Annotated in this window: 21 protein-coding genes; 7 read left to right on the forward strand and 14 right to left on the reverse strand. The window is 44.5% G+C overall.

Features of this window, described 5'->3' with window-relative positions:
• Nucleotides 1-13: 13 nt before the first annotated feature.
• The 5 genes from ACQY1X_RS05905 to pirA all read right to left on the reverse strand — a co-directional run bounded on the left by ACQY1X_RS05905 (nt 14) and on the right by pirA (nt 4,416).
• Nucleotides 14-1,063 carry a hypothetical protein gene (locus ACQY1X_RS05905; protein ID WP_002734161.1) on the reverse strand — a complete coding sequence of 350 codons (1,050 nt, stop codon included), beginning with the start codon at nt 1,061-1,063 and terminating at the stop codon, nt 14-16.
• A 124-nt stretch (nt 1,064-1,187) separates the two neighbouring features.
• Nucleotides 1,188-3,236 carry a PP2C family protein-serine/threonine phosphatase gene (locus ACQY1X_RS05910; protein WP_430015477.1) on the reverse strand — a complete coding sequence of 683 codons (2,049 nt, stop codon included), beginning with the start codon at nt 3,234-3,236 and terminating at the stop codon, nt 1,188-1,190.
• Nucleotides 3,237-3,492: 256 nt separating this feature from the next.
• Nucleotides 3,493-3,948, reverse strand: coding sequence for a GNAT family N-acetyltransferase (locus tag ACQY1X_RS05915; RefSeq protein ID WP_002750513.1), 456 nt, complete (start codon nt 3,946-3,948; stop codon nt 3,493-3,495).
• The gene (locus ACQY1X_RS05920; protein WP_002732944.1) at nt 3,941-4,105 is read right to left on the reverse strand and encodes a hypothetical protein; all 165 of its coding nucleotides are present in this window, start codon (nt 4,103-4,105) and stop codon (nt 3,941-3,943) included. Before ACQY1X_RS05920 ends, ACQY1X_RS05915 begins: the two co-directional genes overlap by 8 nt.
• A 149-nt stretch (nt 4,106-4,254) precedes the next feature.
• Nucleotides 4,255-4,416 (reverse strand): arginine synthesis PII-interacting regulator PirA, encoded by a 162-nt coding sequence (gene pirA, locus ACQY1X_RS05925; protein ID WP_002733724.1) that lies wholly within the window; start codon nt 4,414-4,416, stop codon nt 4,255-4,257.
• Nucleotides 4,417-4,550: 134 nt separating this feature from the next.
• On the opposite strand from pirA, the gene ACQY1X_RS05930 reads away from it, so the two are divergent.
• Nucleotides 4,551-5,348, forward strand: a complete 798-nt coding sequence (locus ACQY1X_RS05930; RefSeq protein WP_002750510.1) for an SAM hydrolase/SAM-dependent halogenase family protein — start codon at nt 4,551-4,553, stop codon at nt 5,346-5,348.
• Between the two features lie 40 nt (nt 5,349-5,388).
• Here the strand turns inward: ACQY1X_RS05930 and nadC are convergent, their stop codons facing one another.
• Together nadC and ACQY1X_RS05940 are read right to left on the reverse strand one after the other, a co-directional pair.
• Entirely contained in the window at nt 5,389-6,237 is an 849-nt protein-coding gene (nadC, locus tag ACQY1X_RS05935; RefSeq protein ID WP_002750509.1) for a carboxylating nicotinate-nucleotide diphosphorylase, read from the reverse strand.
• 71 nt (nt 6,238-6,308) lie between these two features.
• Nucleotides 6,309-6,875, reverse strand: a complete 567-nt coding sequence (locus tag ACQY1X_RS05940) for a Uma2 family endonuclease (RefSeq protein WP_002746445.1) — start codon at nt 6,873-6,875, stop codon at nt 6,309-6,311.
• Nucleotides 6,876-7,036: 161 nt separating this feature from the next.
• On the opposite strand from ACQY1X_RS05940, the gene ACQY1X_RS05945 reads away from it, so the two are divergent.
• The 3 genes from ACQY1X_RS05945 to ACQY1X_RS05955 all read left to right on the forward strand — a co-directional run bounded on the left by ACQY1X_RS05945 (nt 7,037) and on the right by ACQY1X_RS05955 (nt 8,937).
• Nucleotides 7,037-7,504, forward strand: coding sequence for a CBS domain-containing protein (locus ACQY1X_RS05945; protein WP_002750505.1), 468 nt, complete (start codon nt 7,037-7,039; stop codon nt 7,502-7,504).
• Between the two features lie 42 nt (nt 7,505-7,546).
• Nucleotides 7,547-7,810 (forward strand): hemolysin XhlA family protein, encoded by a 264-nt coding sequence (locus tag ACQY1X_RS05950; protein ID WP_271935193.1) that lies wholly within the window; start codon nt 7,547-7,549, stop codon nt 7,808-7,810.
• An 80-nt stretch (nt 7,811-7,890) separates the two neighbouring features.
• Complete coding sequence (locus tag ACQY1X_RS05955; RefSeq protein WP_103111271.1) at nt 7,891-8,937, forward strand: S66 peptidase family protein; 1,047 nt, start codon at nt 7,891-7,893, stop codon at nt 8,935-8,937.
• A gap of 327 nt (nt 8,938-9,264) precedes the next feature.
• Here the strand turns inward: ACQY1X_RS05955 and ACQY1X_RS05960 are convergent, their stop codons facing one another.
• The 5 genes from ACQY1X_RS05960 to rimM all read right to left on the reverse strand — a co-directional run bounded on the left by ACQY1X_RS05960 (nt 9,265) and on the right by rimM (nt 14,858).
• The gene (locus tag ACQY1X_RS05960) at nt 9,265-11,370 is read right to left on the reverse strand and encodes a secretin N-terminal domain-containing protein (protein WP_430015478.1); all 2,106 of its coding nucleotides are present in this window, start codon (nt 11,368-11,370) and stop codon (nt 9,265-9,267) included.
• Nucleotides 11,371-11,443: 73 nt separating this feature from the next.
• A complete protein-coding gene (locus ACQY1X_RS05965) occupies nt 11,444-12,235 on the reverse strand; it encodes a pilus assembly protein (RefSeq protein WP_103111273.1) in 792 nt (263 codons plus the stop codon).
• Nucleotides 12,232-12,993, reverse strand: a complete 762-nt coding sequence (locus ACQY1X_RS05970) for a PilN domain-containing protein (RefSeq protein ID WP_430015479.1) — start codon at nt 12,991-12,993, stop codon at nt 12,232-12,234. Before ACQY1X_RS05970 ends, ACQY1X_RS05965 begins: the two co-directional genes overlap by 4 nt.
• Nucleotides 12,994-13,162: 169 nt before the next feature.
• The gene (locus ACQY1X_RS05975; RefSeq protein ID WP_130756784.1) at nt 13,163-13,774 is read right to left on the reverse strand and encodes a transposase; all 612 of its coding nucleotides are present in this window, start codon (nt 13,772-13,774) and stop codon (nt 13,163-13,165) included.
• Between the two features lie 505 nt (nt 13,775-14,279).
• Nucleotides 14,280-14,858 carry a ribosome maturation factor RimM gene (rimM, locus tag ACQY1X_RS05980; protein WP_430014171.1) on the reverse strand — a complete coding sequence of 193 codons (579 nt, stop codon included), beginning with the start codon at nt 14,856-14,858 and terminating at the stop codon, nt 14,280-14,282.
• A 150-nt stretch (nt 14,859-15,008) separates the two neighbouring features.
• Between rimM and ACQY1X_RS05985 the strand changes: the two genes are divergently transcribed.
• Complete coding sequence (locus tag ACQY1X_RS05985; protein ID WP_430014172.1) at nt 15,009-15,806, forward strand: Tab2 family RNA-binding protein; 798 nt, start codon at nt 15,009-15,011, stop codon at nt 15,804-15,806.
• Here ACQY1X_RS05985 and ACQY1X_RS05990 read toward each other — a convergent pair.
• Nucleotides 15,789-16,583 carry a CPBP family intramembrane glutamic endopeptidase gene (locus ACQY1X_RS05990; protein WP_271935201.1) on the reverse strand — a complete coding sequence of 265 codons (795 nt, stop codon included), beginning with the start codon at nt 16,581-16,583 and terminating at the stop codon, nt 15,789-15,791. The genes ACQY1X_RS05985 and ACQY1X_RS05990 overlap by 18 nt on opposite strands.
• Nucleotides 16,584-16,939: 356 nt before the next feature.
• Entirely contained in the window at nt 16,940-17,326 is a 387-nt protein-coding gene (locus ACQY1X_RS05995; protein ID WP_002734386.1) for an AbrB family transcriptional regulator, read from the reverse strand.
• Nucleotides 17,327-17,858: 532 nt separating this feature from the next.
• Here ACQY1X_RS05995 and ACQY1X_RS06000 point away from each other — a divergent pair.
• Nucleotides 17,859-18,842, forward strand: a complete 984-nt coding sequence (locus ACQY1X_RS06000) for a succinate dehydrogenase/fumarate reductase iron-sulfur subunit (protein WP_002732817.1) — start codon at nt 17,859-17,861, stop codon at nt 18,840-18,842.
• Between the two features lie 72 nt (nt 18,843-18,914).
• Nucleotides 18,915-19,916 (forward strand): CsgG/HfaB family protein, encoded by a 1,002-nt coding sequence (locus ACQY1X_RS06005; RefSeq protein WP_430014173.1) that lies wholly within the window; start codon nt 18,915-18,917, stop codon nt 19,914-19,916.
• Nucleotides 19,917-20,162 lie beyond the last annotated feature (246 nt).

A 20,162-nucleotide genomic window follows, 5' to 3' on the forward strand; every position in this document is an offset into this window, starting at 1 on the left:
CTCAACAAAGCACCTAACTTCCCCCATCGCTGATAATGCGTAAACGTACCGTTTTTTGCCCACCCTCATCCAGTTCTACTTCGATCACTTCACTGGTTAAACTTTCTAAACAGGTTAACATCGATCGCAGATGGGGATTACTTGCTCCTGTATCCACATAGAGGCGATCGGACAAACTACCCAAACGTTTCCAAGTAGTATAAAGTTTAGCCACAGCCTGCTCTAATTGTGTGGCTTGTTTAACCAGATCCGCCGCCGTATTTAGACAATCGACGCGCAAAGCTTCTTCTAGAGCCATTTCAATATCTAAATTACCCCGTCGGAGAGTTTGTACTTGGGCCGCCGCGTCGAGATATTTAGCTAAACTGCGTGCTTCCGAGGTGATTAATTTTACCGTGTCCACATCGGGATTAGCGGCGATTTCTTGACGGAGAGTGTCGATATGAGTATCGGGTAACTTTTCTAATTCTTTCACTAGGGGAGCGAGATGACGCGCCGGTAAACTGCCATCGCTGGCTTTTTCCTTCACTTCATCGGGTAGTAAGTCTGAACTCATCGCCGTCCATTCATCGGCCAATTGTTTCACCTCCCGACGAGTAATTCTCTCCCCTTGTCGGGCCGCATCACTGACTAATTTTTGAATTTCGGGGGCAGATTTGGCCGTTTCTACGAAGGCGCGTTTACTAAAATTATTGATACTATCGGGATCCAGTTGTCCTTCTGCTAGGAGAGTATCGGCACTATTAGCCAATTGAATCAGAGCATAAGCTTGACTTTTAGTGATTTCTCGCTGTTTTAACCAGTTTAAAAAGCCCGTACCGCGACTATCACCGCCTTGCTTCTCCCGGTCGCGAATAGCTCGCAAAATTCGCCCCCGCCAGATTTCTGTTTGCAAATCAAAGCGATCGCAAACTTTCCAAAAAGAATCCAGTTGCTGCTGAAAGTCATGATCTTGGATAGTTTCATCTTCGGGATCCGGCAGTTGAAAGTTAAACTCTAGAGGCGTTTCAAAGGCATCAATGATCGCGGAGGTGTCGGAGGAGAACGTCGCAGCATCAACCATAGGATAGACTCGGCAGTTAATCAGGCATTTTATCTTAACTCGCTCAGGCAACCCCCGACAAGCCGATTAATCTTCAGGTAAAACCCCACACCCTGTTCCCACGAACAACTTTTTGCCGCAAACCCTAGTTAGGGGAAGCATTGGGGGGACTCGGACTGGTGACGGGTGCGGAAGGTGTCGTCCCGGTTGTGGGACTCGGACCGGTGACGGGTGCGGGAGGTGTCGTCCCGGTCGTGGGACTCGGACTGGTGACAGGTGCGGGAGGTGTCGTCCCGGTCGTGGGACTGGTGACGGGTGCGGGAGAAATCGATGGATTGGGAGCGGGATGACGACCCAAGAATTGCCAAGCGATCGCAGCCAGCAAACCGAGAACACCGATAGCGATCGCCACCCGCGGGGGTGAAACGCTAGTGAGCGCGGGGGGAAAAGTACGACTAGAAACCGAAGAAGATGCAGGGGAGGGAGTGGGTATTGCCGTCACCACTTCTTCTCCGGGGTCGGTGTCCCCGTTGTGATCAAAATCTTGGTCATTAAGATGGGGAATAATTCGTTCTTTGGCCTCAGCATAAATTAAAGGCCTGACAGTTTCAGCCGCAGGAACTACCCGACAATAAACTAGGGCGATGGTGGAGTTATCGTGACCGTTTTTCTGGTTAGCTAGTTGTAATAAACTTTCCCCCACGGCCGTCACGGTTTTCTCTCCTCGCAAAAGAGGCAGAATTTCACTGTCCCAGTATTGTTCTACCCGATCATAATCACTTAAACCATCGGAACAGAGGAGAAAAACACAATCTTGATCAACAATCAACCTCTGAACCGTGGGATGGAGATTAGTGGCGCTACTCATGCCCAAAGCTTGCACCAAAGCCCCGGCGTTGGGATACTGTATGGCATCACGATAGAGGAGATAGCCTAATTTCACTTCCCTAGAAGCGAGATCATCATCTACCGTCACTTGATGACAACCCTGGGGGGTAATCCAATAGATACGGGAATCCCCCACATGGGCTGCGTACATTTCCTGAGCATGGCCAAAGGCCATAACTAGAGTCGTACCCATGCGCCGGCGGTCTTGTCTTGACTCCTGATCGTTGCGTTGACTGATCAGATCATTGGTGACACGAATCGCCTGTTCGAGGACAAGACTGTAACTATCGGGATAGACTTCCATATCAGTGGTGGGACTGGGATTAATTTCCCTAGGCAGGGTTTCGATCGCCAATTGAGAAGCGATTTCGCCCCCTTCCTGACCGCCGATGCCATCACAGACAATCGCCAGGGGATTTTGACCATTAGACAGGGTTATGGCCTGATTAGCTGGGGGATAACAGCCATCCTCGTTGTGTTCCCGCATCGGACCGGTATCGGTGCAGGTGAAAATCTCATAGCTGCGCTCTTGACCTGCACCGTAGTGCTGTAGGGCATAATCGAGAATAGCGATCAGGGATTCTGGGCGATCGAGATCACCGGATTCTAGTTCTTGGGTTAGGGATGCGAGAAAATCTTGAATATTAGCGGCTGCCGTCGGGATCAGACTGGACCAGAAGGCCCCTAAATCTTTGAAATTGGGAGCGGTAGCCTCGTCTTTGCTTAATTCTAGCAATTGCAGCAGCTGATTATTCACTCTCGTCAGAAAAGGGTTAAGCAGACTAGAAACCACAGCTTTTTTCTGGAGGGGATGCCAGAGTTTGGCCATTTGCCATAACCAGTGAATTTGCCTTAAATCGGAAGCTTGCGACCAAACCTCGGCCAGAGTGGGCAATAGTTGTGGATAAATTAATTCTCCCGTTTCATCGAGGGGAATAGTGCCGTATTCTAACAGCCAGATGTCCATATCTAAGCGTTCGTCGGGACTGGGAATATAGCCATAGACTTGGGGAATATGGAGATGAAATGGTAACAATTTTAGGTAGAGGGAGAGCCAGCTAGGAGGTTCTTCCGGTGCTTCGGGTGCTTGAGCGGGTTTAGTATCAAGAACAATTTGTGGTTGTTTGACCAAATAACGATTATCAATTAGCTCACCAACACGATAATAGCTTCTCACCCAATCACCCATCATCCATAAATAGCGCTTAACTAAAGGAGTACCGCATTTTTCACAGAATCTATTAGTGAGAGCGTTCGAGGATAGACAAGTTAGGTTTTGACATTGGAGGGTTGTCAGGGAGTCCATGAAAACTGCTTACTCCTAAAGCGCGATTAGTATAGGTTACTAAAATAGCGTGTTTTTACCACGTTGACTGCCAGTGTATTGCAGTGTTTCCCAAATTTTAACCTTTGTCGCTTGATCGACAATAATTAGGGTTTGCGGCAAAAAGTTTTTCCTAGGGCCAGGGTGTGGGGTGTGGGGTGTGGGGAGAATAAATAAAATAATCTCCTGTCTCCTGTCTCCTGAATCCTGTCTCCTGACGACCAGCTCCTAAAAGTTTCTAAATATTTTTCCACATCAGCAAAGAGCGAGTTTGAAAGCCGAGATTTTGGTAGAGATTGAGAGCATTGTCGTTATTGATGAAGACCTGTAAACCGATGCGGGTTTGTCCGCGACTTTTTGCCCAATCCTTAGCTCGATCGATTAGTGCGCTGGCGATACCTTGGCGACGATGCTGGGGATCGACGTAAATTAGGAAAATATGACCATAGCGATCGCCTGTCACCTGATCGACGGCGCTCCCCATCCAGAGACAAGCGATCGCCGTTTGTTGTCCTTCGACGATCCACAGGGGAGTATCAAGGCCAAAAAACTGTCTGACTGTATCAGCTAGATGGGAGAGGTTTTTTTGTTCGGGAAAAAATTCTTGATAGCTGCGGGTGAGAAAATTAATGAGTAGATAGCGATCGCCCATTTTGCCCAGTCGCAGCCGATAATCTTCGGGAAGGTTAGCCATGCCAAGGATAAGAGAAAATTATGCCCAGGGATGGCTCGATCGGAGCGGGTGCCGCTAAATCTGCCGGCAAAAAAATCCGGATGCCAGTGGCAACCAGAGCCACTAAAAACACTAAGATAGTCAGGAGCGGGGCGATATATTGTCGGAAAAAAGCCATAATTATTTGATCTCTAAACTGCTGTTCCTTCTATTTTAGGGATTGCCAGTTAGGATATCAGCAATTAAAAAAAATTCGCCCAAAAAAAGTGATCGGCATACCGATCACTACAAACCGACAACTAGACTATGACTAAACACCGATTAAATCTAACGAAGGTGCAAATAGGCCGCCTCTGCTTCTAATTGACGCACTAAAGCTTCATTTCCCTGCGCTCTAGCTACTTCCAGTCGGTGTTGCAAATTTCTGCGGAGTGTTTCTCTATGAGCGACGGTGGCCTGTGTTAGGACTTGCTGACGATTTTTGTTCATGATGGACAGACTTTTGAGCGACTTAACTTACCTTATATCTAAATCATAACATTCTCCTTGGTAAAATGTATCTTTAGCTACTGAATTTCCCATTAAGATTTATTAAAGCCGTTGGCCAACCTAGGGACAAGTCAATGAAGGAACAGGCACTAATAACCCTTACTAGCGATTTTGGACTACAGGACGGTTATGTGGGCATTATCAAGGGAGTAATCGCAGGAATTGCCCCCCATGCTCGCACGATCGATCTGAATCATCAAATTTCGCCCCAAGACCTCTACGCTGGTCGTTTTATCCTCCTGAATGCCTATCAATATTTTCCCCAAGGCACTATTCATCTGGCAGTTATAGATCCGGGGGTGGGAAGCAAAAGACGCGGGGTAGGGATTCGTTTTGCTGGTGGTTATTTAGTCGGGCCAGATAATGGTTTATTTAGTGGCATTTTAAGCCAATCTCCCGCTATATCTGCCGTTAATCTCAATAATTCTTCCTATTGGCGCACCCCTAACCCTAGCACTACTTTTCACGGTCGTGATATTTTTGCTGCTGTGGCCGCTTATTTGGCCCAGGGAGTACCCCTAGAAATATTAGGTGAGATTATTGATCCCGATAGCTTGCAACAGTTAGCGATCGCTGTTCCGCAAATCGAGGAAGATAAAATGAGGGGACAAATCCAATATATTGACATTTTCGGCAATTTAATCAGTAATATTCCCGATTATCTCCTAGAGGGAAAAAATTGGTCAGTGCAGTTGGGTCCAAAAATTATCCCCACAAAAAACACCTATAGTGATGTTCCTTCGGGGGAAATAGTCGCTTTTATCGGTAGTCACGGGGGGTTAGAAATTGCCGTCAATAGTGGCAGCGCCCAAAAGCAATTACACTTAAATATTGGCGATGCGATCGAGGTTAGAATAGATAGGAGTCAGTGATCAAAACTGATAACTGATAACTGATAACTGATATAGCCTTTTAATCAATTTTCATACTAATATCTAACCAAGTAGAACGGGTAACTGGGGCGCTAGTGGAAATATAATCTACTCCTGTTTCGGCCACGTTGCGAATGCGATCGAGGGTAATATTTCCCGATGCTTCTATTTTGGTTTTACTATTAAAATTGCGGATCATCTCCACAGCAGTTTGCATCATCTCTAAATCCATATTATCTAACATAATGATCTCTACCTGCTGCTGCAGAGCTTGATTCACTTCTTCTAATTGACTGGTTTCCACCTCAATTGTGAGAGGATAGGGCATATTTTGCCGTACACGAAGCACTGCTTCCTCAATGCTGCCGGCTGCTTGAATATGATTATCTTTAATCATAATTGCATCATCTAACCCCAAACGATGGTTAATAGCGCCACCGATACCGGAGGCATATTTTTCTAAAATTCGCAATCCGGGGGTAGTTTTGCGAGTATCCACCAATCTTGTCGATAAATCGGCAATTTTCTCCACATATTTGCGAGTTTCACTAGCAATCCCACTCAAGCGCATGGCAAGATTTAAAGCGACTCTTTCCCCGATTAACAGCGCATCGAAGGAACCCTCTATCTCGGCAATAACTTTAGATTTGGGGCAGAATTCCCCCTCGGCAACGGTGGGGGTAAAGTGAATAGTGGGGTTAAGCAGTTGAAAAACTCTTTCAGCTACGGGTAAACCGGCAATAACTCCCGCTTCCTTGGCAATCCAACTAGCTTGACCGATTTTAGCATGACCGAAGAAAATTGCTTGGGTGGTGCGATCGCCTCTACCGAGATCTTCTCGTAACCAGTTTTCTAACAAGGGATCAAGAACTAATAGGGGCGGTAACATAGAATTTATCGAAACAATCGGGACGTATTTATTTTAATTCTAGGAAGGTTTGACCTGTTTGTAAACTTTCTTTAATCGAAACTTATCCCTTCATAGATTAACTCGATCGCACAGTGAAAATCGAGACTAGATAGAATAATTTCTTCCCCTTGACTATAAGCGCAGTAAAACCAAATTTTATCTTCACCGCGACGATAAACCTCAACACTGATCGATTCAGGATCGACTAAAACGTATTCTTGTAAACTAGGAATCTGACGATAATATTGTAACTTTTTAGTGCGATCATAGTTTCCTGTGCTAGGGGAAAGCACTTCAATAATCACTTGTGGATGTTGAATAAAATTACGAGATTGTCTATCCCTAAAATCGCAACTAATCACCAAATCGGGATAAAAATAACGACTATTATTAGCTTGGACTTTCGCATCAGATACATTGACTCGACAGCCTCGCGGACGGAGATGAAGTCTTAAAGCAGTGTAAAAATTCAAGGTAATATCATTATGGGGCAGACTACCCCCAGTCATGGCGATAATTTCCCCATCAATGTATTCATGGCGCAATTCCTGTGTAGCTTCCCATTCTAGATACTCTTCCGGGGTCATTCTTTCTGGGTATTGAGGTTGAGCGATCATTTTTCTTTTTCCTTGTCAACTAACTAAATTAATATCCCATTTCCTTTTTATGTTATACCATTTTCTCAGCCAAAGATTGAAGAATAGTCATAATTAAGCGGCGACTGATTACCCTAATGATAAGATAGAGAGAGAAAGCATTATTGTCGCAGGTCGCTAAGATGACGAAAACAGTTGCCGATATCATGACTCCCAATCCCATCACCGTCACCGCTAACACTTCTCTGTCTGAAGCAGTGAAGATTTTGGCCGAAAAGCGGTTTAGTGGTTTACCCGTGGTGGATGACAATATACGACTGATTGGGGTTATCTCCGAAACTGACCTTATGTGGCAGGAAACGGGAGTAGAAGCTCCTCCTTACATTATGCTCCTCGATAGCGTCATCTATCTACAAAATCCTAGCCGTCACGAGAAATTACTCCATAAAGCTCTCGGTCAAACCGTGGGGGAAGTAATGACCGATAAACCTATTAGTATCACGGCTGATCGCCCTTTGAAAGAAGCGGCCTCGTTAATGTATGATCGTCATGTGCGTCGTTTACCGGTGATTGAGGAAGAAACCCACAAAGTAATTGGTATTGTCACTCGCGGCGATATCATTCGCGATATGGCAAAATCGGAAGCATAATGGCTTTTCTAGGGCAACAATTAACTAAAAAGTCTTGAACAAATGAATCAATCTCAGGAAACGGTTACTTATTCCCTAGAAACTATCTTGATGCGGATTGAGGGAAAAATCGATTCGTTACAAAAAGATGTGAGGGATTTAAAGGTAGGACAAGCGGTGTTAACGGGAAAAGTTGAGGGAATAGAAAATCGACTAAACTCATTAGAAGGAAACCAAAAATATCAGGTTTGGGCATTAATTGTCCTCTTAGCCGGGGTAATTGTGAAAAATTTTTTTTCCCTCGATCCCCCCTTAATCCCCCCTTAATAAGGGGGGCTTCTGATAATTTTTAACGCCTACCTACTTAAATTCTTATTTCCCTGGCAATTTCTCTAACAACTATCAGGATGAAGCGCCGTCAATTTCTCACTACTACTGCCCTAACTGCTCTTAGTTTTTCCCTAATTCCTAAAAAAGTTGTTAGTAATAATTTTCCTCTAATTAAACCGCCACATCTACAACCGGGGGACGGAGTGGGTATTATTAGTCCGGCGGGGGCAACTTTCAAAGAAGATGACTTGAATATAGTCATTGAGGCTGTTAAAGCTTTAAAATTAGTCCCAAAAGTTGGTCAACACGCTTTAAATCGTTATGGTTATTTAGCTGGTAAAGATAGGGAGCGAGCGTCGGATATAAATCAATTTTTTGCCGATGATAATATTGCCTTAATTTTACCAATTCGCGGCGGTTGGGGCAGCGCTCGTTTATTACCTTATCTCGACTACGATTTAATTCGTCGTCATCCGAAAATCATCTGTGGTTTTAGTGATATAACTTCCTTATTATTGGCTATTTATGCCAAAACTGGTTTAGTTACTTTCCATGCTCCCAATGGCTTTTCTAGTTGGCGCACCGCTCAAACTGAAAGCTTTCGACAGGTTTTATTTTCTGGGGAAAAGTTAACTTTTAGAAATCTTCCCGATCCCGATGATGCTAATCGTTTAATGCAGGTAAAAAACCGCATTCAAACTATTACTAAAGGTCAGGCAAAAGGTCAATTAATCGGTGGTAATTTAACCACTTTAGCCTCAATAGTTGGCTCTCCCTATCTACCAGATTTTACCGGAGCTATACTATTTTTGGAAGATATTGGTGAAGATGTTTATGAAATTGATCGACTATTCAATCAATTAAAATTAGCGGGAATTTTCGATAATTTAGCTGGATTTATCTTCGGTCAATGTAGCAATTGTAGTGCCAATAGTGAGTATGGTTCCTTAACTTTAGAAGAAGTAATCAGAGAATATATCCAACCCTTAAAAATTCCCGCTTGTCTAGGATTAACTATCGGACATTTAGAAATTATTGAAACTATTCCCATCGGTATTGCAGTAGAATTTGATGCTAATCGGGGAACAATCACTATGTTAGAATCGGCGGTTAGTAAACCCTAAAATAGGTGACTGTTGCTATTCGCTTTTTTAACTGATAAAGGAATATTTAGACCAGCGAATTCGGCTCCATCTTATTATTAGACTAAATCCTTGGCTCTTCTCGACTTTGTGTGATAAGTTTAACTTATATAGTAGCGATCGATCTTTGTGTCCTCTGTGTCTGGAGTGGTTCCTTCCACTCCCTCGCCCGCAAGACTGTATCTTAGAATACATTTTACCCACCAAACCTGGGAGAGCCCCTTTGAGTATAGGCTAGTGATCAGGAGAGGCACTCATGCAAGAGGCAAAAGCTTCAGAAGCTGATTACTGATTACTGAAAAAAGCTGATCACTGTCGTGGTTGTACGGGGAAACCTTGACGCTGCAACACTTCCGCCGCATCTTGGCCCGGTTGATAGTTGATACCGAGGGTAGAGGTGGCCGTATCTTCGATGATTTTGGGAGTGAGGAGAATAATCACCTCCGAGCGACTATTCTGATTGGTACGACTGCGGAATAAAGCCCCTAAAATAGGAATATCCCCTAAAATCGGCACTTTTGTCTCAGAACTTTGTTGGCGCTCTTGTATAATCCCGGAAAGAATTAAACTCTGTCCATCCCGGAGACGAATTAAACCCGATAATAATTCCCGGGTAATCAAAGGAGTCAATTGGTTGATTGTCGCCCCACCGCTATTAAATGGAATCTGGGGACCTGGTTGGGCAATTGTAGGCGCAACATTTAAACTGATGTAACCATTATCATCAATTTGATTCACATCGACGGTTAAGGTCAGTCCAGCATCACCAAACACAGGAGTTGTAGTTCTCACATTGCCATTGCTATTGGTATCAATTGTTGTTTCAACACTGACCAGCACTTTCTGGGTCAGCTTCACGGTGGCCTGTTGACCTTCCTGCACCACCAGCGAGGGATCGGTGAGAATCTTGGCATTTCCTGTCTGAATTGAGGCTTGCAGGGTCATCAGGAATTTTTGGGGATATTGAAATAGGGTCGGGGGTTTGTATTCATACTCTATTATTCCCGTCTCTGGGTCAATATTAACATCACTCAAACCGGGTTGGAAGGGGTTAACAGTGCGACCAAAACTGGGACGAGCATAGGGTGTTGTGCCACCTACAAAGTCATTCGGTCCCTGGTTAACACGGCCAAAGGAAGCGCCATTCTGAACATCAAAAAAAGGTGCTATTTCCTGGTCCGCGTTTGTACTCCCCGATATGATATCGAAAATCGGCACAACAGGCTGTGCAAAAGCCCCCGGTCTGCCTACAGTCTCACTACTGGGTGGGTTCATATTACCAAAGTTCAGCACTGCCGCCCCTCCATCTTGAACGAAGAAACCATCGTTAAACCCGAAGGAAAAACTACTGCTAAATTCGTCCAAATTGAGCAGGTTGACATCGATAACTTTGACGTTAACCACCACCTGACGACGACGGGCATCCAGTTGGGTTAATAAGGAGGTGGCGATCTGGACTTGTCGGGGTTCCCCGATTAAATTGATAGAATTAAGGCGCTCGTCGGCGGCAATTCTTAAACCGGTTAAAAGTAGGGCAGCTTTTGAGCCTTCTGTGTTTTGGGGTTTCAGTGGCTCTAGGGTGGGAGGAACATCCCGGCGACCGACGACCCGTTGGGTGAGGGGATCGACGATATCCTCGGTTTGGGTAACTAAACGCTGGTATTCTGCCCCTTGGGTGGCGAGGAAAGTGGCGGCGGCGACGGCTTTAACTTGGTTGAGGCGCAGGGTGCGGCTAATCAGATTACGAGCGCCCTGGGGTAATTGCGCCCCGACAAAGATGGTCTTACCCTGACGGTTGGCCTGGAGTCCGGAAACTAACAACACGGCGTTAAAAATGTTTTCCACCGATTCGTTAGTAAATTCCAAGGAAACTGTCTGAGAAGTGGCGTTAGCTTCCCCCTGGGCGCTGGTGAAAACGACGTTATAACCGGCAATGTTAGCAAGGGTCATTAACACTTCTCTAGCGGAAGCTTCCCGCAGTAAAACACGAGGTACGGTGATATTGCGATCAAATTTGATCTTTTCGGCACTAGCATCGATATTAGAGATGGCAATATCTCCCACTGGTGGGGCGACGGCCCGGGGTAGGGTGGGAGCGCCGGGGGCTTGAGGTATGCCTTGAATGATAATTTCCGGATTGGGGACAAGGGGCGCACTTTGGGCAAGTAGTTTTTCACTGTCTAAAATGCGATCGCTGATTTCCTTTTCTACGGCCGCGCTGGAAGGGACAAGCTGATTTAGCGATTTTTGTAAAGTTTCTTGACTAAACTCTTGCGAAAATTCAATTTTTGATGTAGCGGATTTTAACTCTGAACCATGGAAGGAAATGGCGGTTTCGGCCAAGACGCTCAGGGGAGCCATCAATAAAAACGAGGCAATTGGGGGGATAAACAGGGCATAACGGGACGGATTCACTTTAACTTCACTCCTCAACGATTACGGGATTCAACGGACAAAAAACACAATACTCACACCGGATTGAAGACTATTATTGGCGCGGACTGGCGGAGGGTTGACCTTCGGCGGGGGGTTGACCTTCAGGAGGTGGGGGTGGTGCTAACTTGGCTAATTCGGCGGCACTGAGAGGAATAATTACATCGAGAAGAAAAGTCGTGGTCACGGGTCGATCGCCTTGGAGAACGATAGTGGCCTTATTGTTGCCAGTACTAACTACTTTAAACGTCGATCCTTGCTTTTCCATCTGGGTATTGAGACTGTTGAGCAAAATGAGCGGCTGTAATCTTTCTAAATCCCGAATAACCTCTTGAGTGTTAACATAGTTTCCTTGAATCTTGACGTTAAAAGTTTGACGTTTGAGCTTATTATTAACCTCACTACCAAGGGAACCATCGGAGACTACCACCGGTTCTAGTCCTTGGGGTTGAAAACTAACCAGCTTAACATCGCCAGACTTAAAGATATTACTAACATCTAAGAGAATAGTGCTTAAGTCCCTTTCTCTAGCAAAAAGCGAGAGTATTTGCTGTTTCATAGCTTTTTGTTGTTGTAACTGACTCTCGATTTTTTGGAATTCTGAAAATTCGAGACGGCTTTTTTGTTGATCTAGCAGTTGTTGTTTGTCGGCGGCATCGGTTTGCAGTTGCTGCAAGGTATCATAAGCGGGCATCACCCAGTTAAAAAGCAGATAGAGAGAGCCAAGTAAACCTAGCATAGCGGCAGCGATGCCACTATTACGGGGAGTAAAATTTATCCCGAAAGCGATAGGATACTCCTGAAATTCCTCTAATTTCAGCTTCTCAAATTCTTCGTTAAAGGTCATGGTTGAATGGCTCCTTGGCTTTTGAGAGTATTAATCCTAGTGATAACTCCGATCGCTCCATTCCTGACCAGATTGGGCAGTTGTTGAGTGGTGGGAGTATCACTTAATTGGGCGGTGATCACAAATTGAACCACTTGGGGGAAAGTAATATTAATATTTTTATACTGATTGTCCACCTCTACGGGTAAATCGGCCAGGGCAGCACTTTCGATCACCGTTTGCTTACCCTGCAAAAAAGGAGAAGCTTGTAGAGTTAAGAGATAATCATTGACTGCTTCGTAATTACTGGCAAAACCACTGATTTTTAAGCGCGTAGCCGAATTGGGTTGCCCTTGATTGGGGTTCGCGGGAACCTCCACCTGTTGCACACTATTTAACTGCACCCTAGGAGGAGTTTGTTGGCGAATTTCTTGGAGAATGGCTGACCAAGGACTAATCTGATTGAATACACCCACCAGAGCTTGATTTTCTGCTTCTACCGCCTTTAGTTCCCCTCTGATGTCTTCTAGTTTTTTACTTTGGACTTGTACTTGACCTAATTCCCCGTCCAATTGCTGAATTTTGGCCTGAGCTTCGCCAGTTTTCCAACCGACGGCTAAACCGAGTAATCCCATCAGTGCCAATAATCCGGCCCCAACTCCCACACCGATGAACAGGGGTATTTGTTTACTTCGGTCAATAACGGTGGAAACCTCGAAGTTAGAGGCTGTTTGGCTAAGATGGCGATCTTTAAGAAAATTAACGTCAAGACTATACATAATTTCTGTTTATACCGATACTTTTTTGCTAACATTGATTAAGCTAAGACGTATTTTAATCGCTTATTCTTGGATTAGCCGAATTTCCCCCAATCCCTTTACTTTTGCCTCTTGCCTCGTTTCAACAAGCAATTTGAATTAGGAACAGCTTAACATTTCTGTTAATGGGTTAACAATGCACGCTCAAAGAGTCTTTGAACGAGGGTGTATCTACCAGAGCAAGAAGGAAGAACCCCCGTACTCCCTTAGGATACCTGTCCATTTGTCGCCCATCAATTTCTGATTTAATTACTTTTTTTCCACCCAAATTATCGATTAATTCACCAGTCCGGCTACCTGTCTTTGACCTATAAGCTTCACAACAATTTATAACGGTTTTTCCGTACTCAAATGCCTTAGATCTTAAGAATATTTTAAACTGATACTGTGACCAAGTTAACATCTGTCTAACAGACTTTGATTGGATTTTTCTTCCAGACCTTAAGACCATTTCTGATACTTCAAATGTCGGCAATAAAATCCCATCGAAGTTTTCTACTAAGAATCTAGCTACTTTGTGATGTAGTTCATCAACTAGGTTTCTAATTCTTAATCTTAGTCGGTTACAGGTGTTATGATGGCATTTACAGGTTTTGGCTTTAACTTTAGTGGAACGAAAACTTAAGTCATCTAAATGATAGCACAAACGAAGACTTCTAATCACTTTAAAATGAGCGGTAATGTCTTCACTCATTGACAGTCTTGCCCCTTTGAGAGCCAGTTTCAGATCAGACCTATCCATAATATTATCTTAATACTAAAAGTTTTTCTAGTTAAGGAATCTAACCAAGTAAAAATGATTTTAATTGTCTCATATTTTTTCAGTGCAATTGAATTAGCAACGATAGATATACATTTCAGCCATATAAATAGTCAGTTAGTACACAAGCTAAAAGCAAGCTGTGATTGGGTTATAATTTTTGAAGATATCTATTGTCGATAATATCATCGGGTAATTTTGAGAGGGTGTTCGGTGAGCTCAGTCGAGCCGTTGGCCAGGGTTCTTTTTTTGACTTGATCTCCTTCTTGATAGGAATCTGGTCGAAGAACAGCGGGAGGGTAATTACGATTAGGAACTTTTTCTATATACATGACCTCTATTCTAGCAAATGGAGAGAATTCTTGTCCATTAATAAATGTTACAAATTACATGGCTCCATCAAGAAAAGTTAATGGGTGTATCCATTGATGGATAAAGGTTTTCGGCTATTATAGTAGATATGTATGGGGGAAGTTCAGTAATAAGTCTATGACCAATTGATCTCTAATAACCCCGGTGGTGGCGCAATCTCGATGCGTGCCGCTTTCAGATCCACCAGTGGAACAATTTCTTTGACAAAGGGAACCAGGGCCGTGGCTTTTGAGTCGGAGGAAGGGCTTTTTTTCTTGACAGAGGCGAGATTTGCTTCTAGTTGCACTGCTAAAATGTCATTACCCGCCCACAAAATATCTACTACAACCCCGATTTTTTCTCCTGTCAGGTGATGATAAACCTCCAAGTTTACTAGCTCACTAACATGATATTCATCCGCTTTTAGGCGAGGTTTTTCCAGTTTATTCGCCCATAATTTATATCCGCGCAAAGCTTCGGCCTGTTCCCGATTTTCAACCCCCTCTAACTTGATAACATAAACATTTTTGCCCGGTAGCTCACGTCCCCTGAGCAGCGTAATTTCTCGGATTTCTCCCCCTTGGGTCCCTTGTATTCCCCTAATACCTCGCTTCTGAAAACGTTCGGGAAAATCTGATACCGATAAAACTCGCAATTCTCCCTCCAGTCCCTGGGGTGCTACTATTGTCCCAATTTCTAGCCAATTTTCTTCCATTGTCTCGATATGTTTTGCTATAGCTTTCCCTAGTATATAGCCTTTTTTGTCTCGCTCCTAGATTTTTAAAGTCTTGGTAAGGTAAAATTTTTAGTTGACCTCTACTCCTGACCATTTTTTGACTTTTTACTGGTGGCTTTTGACTGAATTATGACTATTTGGCAAGCGGATTTTTATAAATCTTCATCTTCTTCCCCTCTTGGCACAGTCTGGCAATTGTTAATTTCCGATCCTCTCGGTCATCTTATCTATGAAAATTCCTGTCCCCAATCCCAAGCTAATAGCGACTGGTTAACCCAACAGTTAGAGCAAGCTTGTCAAGTCTCCCCCCCAGAAATTATCCAAGTTTTTCGCCCCCAATGCGCCAATTTATTTCTCCTTGCTGGTCAGAATTTACAGATCAAAATCGAGTTAACCCGTCACGTTAACGCTCTGAAAAAACAGCTAGAATTACGGCAAATCCCCATCAATATCGACTCTCCTCCACCGCAACCCCTACCCGACCAATTTTTAGGTCAAGAGTGGCGTTTTGCTCGTTTTCCCGCCGTTGATTTAGTTAACTTTTTTGGCGATCGCAGAATACCGATTCTTTCCCTACCAGAGGCCTTTTCTCCTTTAAAATTGGGTTTAGCCTCCACTCTCATGATCCCCGGTGTGGTTATTACCGGTGGTAAAAAATCTCTGGCGATCGCTCGTTGGTTAGAGGAAATTAACCCGGTATTTATCGATCATATTCCCACAGAAACGGGGCGATCGGGCGGTTTAGTCTTGGAATCGGGTCTAAATGAGCGTTGGATTTTTCTGACCTACGAAGATGAAGAAGTGGCCCTGGCAGCCAATGTTCATCAGGCAACCAAAGAGGAAAGCCAAGGTTTACACTTTCTTCTCATACAACCGGATGATTCTGGTCGCACTTTTACCGGCTTTTGGTTACTGAAGCAGGTTTAACCCCCAAGCTGTCCCCAAGAGGCAAAGAATACCCGCTAAACCCGCTAAAGGTTGGTTATAGATACCTTTAACCCAAACTAACCCAGAATCGCTGTAAGACATCAATTCGGCACTGTCTAGCAAAGCTAATCCCCACACCCAACCGCTATGAAGTCCCCAAGCTAATCCTAAACTACCATGATCGATCGCCCGCGCCCAGACCAGAACCATCCCCATCAGAAATAAACCGGGTAGTTGCGGCAGCGTTTGCTGACGTTCCCAAAGCAAGTGCAGCAGGGCAAAAATTAGGCTAGAAATGGCTCCCGCCACCCAAAAACCGTATTCTTGGCTTAATTGGCTCAAAAAGATGCCCCTAAAGATTAATTCCTCGGTAATACCCACCCAGAGAGCCACTATCAACAGGGGTAAACTCAAGGCAAAAGCACGAGTTAGGTTTTTGGGCTGCCAATGTACCCAGGCCAAAATCCCCTCCAGAAAAAAAATTATCCCTAATCCCACCACTGCCAAGATTAATCCTTTGGTTAGGGAGATAAATAGGGAAAATGACCAAATTAATCCGTAATTATGGAGGCTGCTCCCCTCTATCTTGAATAATCCCCAGATAACTAAGGGAGCCAAGGCGTAAAGAGAGGCCACCAGGGGCAATTTCTGGTCAGGTTTTGTCCCTTGCAGCGGTTGCCATCCCAAACGACTCCCTAAACTAATGGCAATCGGCAGCCAGAGAATTAACCAGGCTAACAGGAAAATAATAATTTTTATTAAGGCAGCCATGTTCATTGTCAATTAGGTGTCAGAGAAGTGGGGTGTGGGGTGTGGGAAGAATAAACAAAAATAATCTCCTGAATACTAACTCGGAGTCTCCTGTCTCCTAACACCCATAAAACAAACCCCCTAGGCATAGGATAACTGTGGAACTCTGCTCTGGTAAAGCCTAGCTCCAACAAAAATCCATCCCTAGGGGGTTGCGAAAAAGAAGAAAAAGTGCTTAAGGAAAACCCCTCAAGTTGATAAAAGAGGCGGTCAGGGGTTAGAATTAGGGGTAAGAATCTATATTGTCTTCTTAGTCGGTCTTGTCAAAACTAGCCCTTTTGACTGCCGATTTTTTTTGTCCTTATCCCTACTCCGTAACCTATTTAAGCTTCTACCGGTTCTTCTGATTCCGTTTGTTTGAGGTGGATGTGCTTGTAGCCAAGTTTGATTTCAAACTCATCGCCGGGCTGCAAGTTCATTTGTTCGGTATAGGTGGAACCGATGACGATTTGACCATTTTTATGGACACTAACCCGGAAAGTGGGTTCGCGGCCGCGGCCATCTTTAGTGCCTTCGGGATCGAGAGGAACCCCTTTTGCACCTAAAACAGCATCGTAAAAGTCGGTTAAATTGACCCGAACCTGGCCATCTTTACTTTGAGAGTAGTAACCACAACGTTTTGCCGTTTCGCGACGGGGTAAGTGGGATAACTCTTTGACTTTTTGTAGTAGAGCTTTCCCGGTTAGGGGAGTAGGAGAGATGTCACTCATGGTACTTTTTAATGTTCCTTGATTTTTGACTGACTGTCAATTAAGTTTACACTGACAAATTGATCATACCAAAAATCTTGTCAAAAATGTCTAGAGGGGAATAATAAATTTTTTAAAACTGATGGTTCGGTGATGACAATCGTGCTAAGAAGACCCCGGACTAGGTAGTAAGTATAAACCTTGTGGGGGAGAGGAAATTTTTGGCCAAGACTCTGGCAATTTTTGGTCGGGTGCGGGGAAAACAGGGGGGAGAAAGTGAGGACATAAAACCGTTTAAGCTATACTTAGCAAGGAATTGAGAAACTATACTTGTGGTTGGAGTTGGCAAAAAACTAATGACCCAGAGCAGTAAATCCGGGGGGATTAAACTGTTTTCGAGCGACTTCCCCATCTATCATTAGACCTAGATACCCACCCCTTGGCTCAACCGACCGGGGAAAATCTTAAGGATTAATTACCATTACTAGCTCCCCCTTGGCCCGTTAACATCGATTATCCTGAGTATTAGGAGTCCCTCATCCCCGTGCCGAGTATGGAAGTTTCTTTTAAAATTCTGCGTCAACGACCCAACGACACCCCCTACCTAGAAAATTTTACCCTAGAGGTGGAGGCGGGAAATACAATTCTCGACTGCCTTAATCGCATCAAATGGGAACTTGATGGAACTTTGGCCTTTCGTAAAAATTGCCGCAATACAATTTGTGGCAGCTGTGCGATGAAAATTAACGGTCGTTCGGCCTTGGCTTGTCAAAAAAATATCGCCAGTGAATTAAACCATTGTAGCCAAAAAGATGCCGGAGAAATTCCCGAAATCACGATCGCCCCTCTGGGTAATTTACCAATTATCCGGGATTTAATCGTCAATATGCAACCGTTTTGGGACGATTTAGAAAAGGTTGAACCTTATATTAGTAGTCAAGCACGCACCATTCCCGAACGAGAATTTCTGCAAACTCCAGAAGAAAGAGCCAATCTCAATCAGATGGGTAACTGCATTATGTGCGGGGCCTGTTATTCGGAATGTAATGCCAAGCAAGTGAATCCTGATTTTGTCGGTCCCCACGCTTTAGCAAAAGCGCAGCGCACCCTAGCAGATTCCCGCGATGGTAATCAAGAAGGTCGCCTAGAACTTTATAATCAAGGCACCGCCGGGGTTTGGGGGTGTACGCGTTGCTATTTCTGTAATGCGGTTTGTCCCATGGAAGTGGCCCCCATGGATCAAATCGGTAAAATTAAACAGGAAATACTCGCTCGCAAGTCGGACGATAGTAGTCGTCCCATTCGTCACCGGAAAGTTTTAGTGGAATTAGTCAAAGCAGGGGGATGGGTTGATGAACGCAAATTCGGCCTCTATGTGCTGGGCAATTATTGGCGCGATTTACAGGGTTTATTAAGTATTGCCCCCTTGGGATTGCGGATGATTGCTAAGGGTAAATTTCCCACTTCCTTTGAAGCTTCCGAGGGAACCGAGGAAGTGAGAGGTTTAATTACTGCCATTCAAAATTCTTCCTCTTGATCACTCTCGATGGTTAGAGTAATTCTGAGATGATTATGATCTATATTCTATTTGACTGGAGAACCCCTTATCATGTTCGATCGAGATAGTATCCGTGGTTTTTCTGCCCTAATCACCCTTGTGGGAGTCGCTTCTAGTTTGGGTTTTAGCTTCAACGCACCAGCTTTCTCCCAAGCTACCTCTAACAATTTACCATTACTCTTAGCCCAAAAAAGCGAAAAGGTGCGAGTAGCGGTTTTAGACTTCGATTATAGCGGTCTCAGTAATCCCCAGTGGTTAACATTTTTCAATGGTGGGGCCAGTGGTGTCAGTGATATTCTCGTCAATAAATTGGTAGAAAGTGGTCGCTATACAGTCATTGAGCGCAGTCGCATTGATGCTGTCCTCAGAGAACAAAATTTTGGGGCTTCGGGACGGGTAGATGCCGCTACCGCTGCTCAAATCGGGCAAATTTTAGGGGTAGATGTGGTGATTATCGGTTCGATTACCCAATTCGATTTACAAAAAAAACAATCCGGTGGCTCGTTTATTATTTTTAGCACTGCCAAGACAGAAACCGATGCTTTTGTCAAGTTAAATGTCCGGGCAATTAATACCACCACGGCCGAAATTATTACCACCGCTCAGGGAGATGGTAGTGCCAATCAATCCGATGGTTCAACCGTGGTTTTAGGGGTTGGGGGTGGTTCCCAAACCTCCAACGAAGGGAAATTACTCAGTATTGCCACCGATAAGGCAGTGGCGCAGGTGGTGGATAATCTCAATGATAAAGCCGACCAAATCGCCGCTACACCTCGCTCGCTCCCGACTGTCACCGCTTTAGTGGCTGCCGTGGCGGGAAATCAGGTAATTCTCAATAAAGGTACGGGAGAAGGCTATCGTGTCGGTTTACGCATTTCCATCGAACGGACGACCCAAACGGTCAAGGATCCGCAAACGGGTAAGGTGATCCGTCAGATTACTCAACCGATTGGCACTCTCGAAATTGTCGAAGCTGATGGTCAATCTAGCGTCGGTCGTATCATTACCGGTAATGGTTTTAAAATCGGTGATTTAGCTAAACCGATTCGTTAGTTATGAATTATGAATTGGGGAAGTGGGGAAGTGGGGAAGTGAGGAAGTGGGGAAGTGAGGAAGTGGGAAGATCGGTAAACTTAAAACTCAAGTCTGATCACTGATAACTGATCACTGATAACTGATCACTGATAAGTGAACACTCAGGAAAATTTGAAGTTATGTAAAGCGAACCTGGGGGTCAGGTAAGACAACCGATAAAATTTATGATTGGAATCCCTTGGATATTCCCTAGACCAGAGCGAT

The sequence above is a fragment of the Microcystis protocystis FBCC-A270 genome (assembly GCF_050500235.1).
Classification (GTDB): Bacteria; Cyanobacteriota; Cyanobacteriia; order Cyanobacteriales; family Microcystaceae; genus Microcystis; species Microcystis ichthyoblabe_A.

Excerpts from the sequence above, each read along its gene's own strand:
- nadC (WP_002750509.1), bottom strand. The coding sequence starts at position 6,237 with ATGTTACCGCCCCTATTAGTTCTTGATCCCTTGTTAGAAAACTGGTTA.
- ACQY1X_RS05920 (WP_002732944.1), bottom strand. The coding sequence starts at position 4,105 with ATGGCTTTTTTCCGACAATATATCGCCCCGCTCCTGACTATCTTAGTG.
- pirA (WP_002733724.1), bottom strand. The coding sequence starts at position 4,416 with ATGAACAAAAATCGTCAGCAAGTCCTAACACAGGCCACCGTCGCTCAT.
- ACQY1X_RS05965 (WP_103111273.1), bottom strand. The coding sequence starts at position 12,235 with ATGACCTTTAACGAAGAATTTGAGAAGCTGAAATTAGAGGAATTTCAG.
- ACQY1X_RS05910 (WP_430015477.1), bottom strand. The coding sequence starts at position 3,236 with ATGGACTCCCTGACAACCCTCCAATGTCAAAACCTAACTTGTCTATCC.
- ACQY1X_RS05945 (WP_002750505.1), top strand. The coding sequence starts at position 7,037 with ATGACGAAAACAGTTGCCGATATCATGACTCCCAATCCCATCACCGTC.
- ACQY1X_RS06005 (WP_430014173.1), top strand. The coding sequence starts at position 18,915 with ATGTTCGATCGAGATAGTATCCGTGGTTTTTCTGCCCTAATCACCCTT.
- ACQY1X_RS05955 (WP_103111271.1), top strand. The coding sequence starts at position 7,891 with ATGAAGCGCCGTCAATTTCTCACTACTACTGCCCTAACTGCTCTTAGT.
- ACQY1X_RS05970 (WP_430015479.1), bottom strand. The coding sequence starts at position 12,993 with ATGTATAGTCTTGACGTTAATTTTCTTAAAGATCGCCATCTTAGCCAA.
- ACQY1X_RS05915 (WP_002750513.1), bottom strand. The coding sequence starts at position 3,948 with ATGGCTAACCTTCCCGAAGATTATCGGCTGCGACTGGGCAAAATGGGC.
- ACQY1X_RS05975 (WP_130756784.1), bottom strand. The coding sequence starts at position 13,774 with ATGGATAGGTCTGATCTGAAACTGGCTCTCAAAGGGGCAAGACTGTCA.
- ACQY1X_RS05940 (WP_002746445.1), bottom strand. The coding sequence starts at position 6,875 with ATGATCGCTCAACCTCAATACCCAGAAAGAATGACCCCGGAAGAGTAT.
- ACQY1X_RS05985 (WP_430014172.1), top strand. The coding sequence starts at position 15,009 with ATGACTATTTGGCAAGCGGATTTTTATAAATCTTCATCTTCTTCCCCT.
- ACQY1X_RS05990 (WP_271935201.1), bottom strand. The coding sequence starts at position 16,583 with ATGAACATGGCTGCCTTAATAAAAATTATTATTTTCCTGTTAGCCTGG.
- ACQY1X_RS06000 (WP_002732817.1), top strand. The coding sequence starts at position 17,859 with ATGGAAGTTTCTTTTAAAATTCTGCGTCAACGACCCAACGACACCCCC.
- ACQY1X_RS05905 (WP_002734161.1), bottom strand. The coding sequence starts at position 1,063 with ATGGTTGATGCTGCGACGTTCTCCTCCGACACCTCCGCGATCATTGAT.
- ACQY1X_RS05930 (WP_002750510.1), top strand. The coding sequence starts at position 4,551 with ATGAAGGAACAGGCACTAATAACCCTTACTAGCGATTTTGGACTACAG.
- ACQY1X_RS05950 (WP_271935193.1), top strand. The coding sequence starts at position 7,547 with ATGAATCAATCTCAGGAAACGGTTACTTATTCCCTAGAAACTATCTTG.
- rimM (WP_430014171.1), bottom strand. The coding sequence starts at position 14,858 with ATGGAAGAAAATTGGCTAGAAATTGGGACAATAGTAGCACCCCAGGGA.
- ACQY1X_RS05995 (WP_002734386.1), bottom strand. The coding sequence starts at position 17,326 with ATGAGTGACATCTCTCCTACTCCCCTAACCGGGAAAGCTCTACTACAA.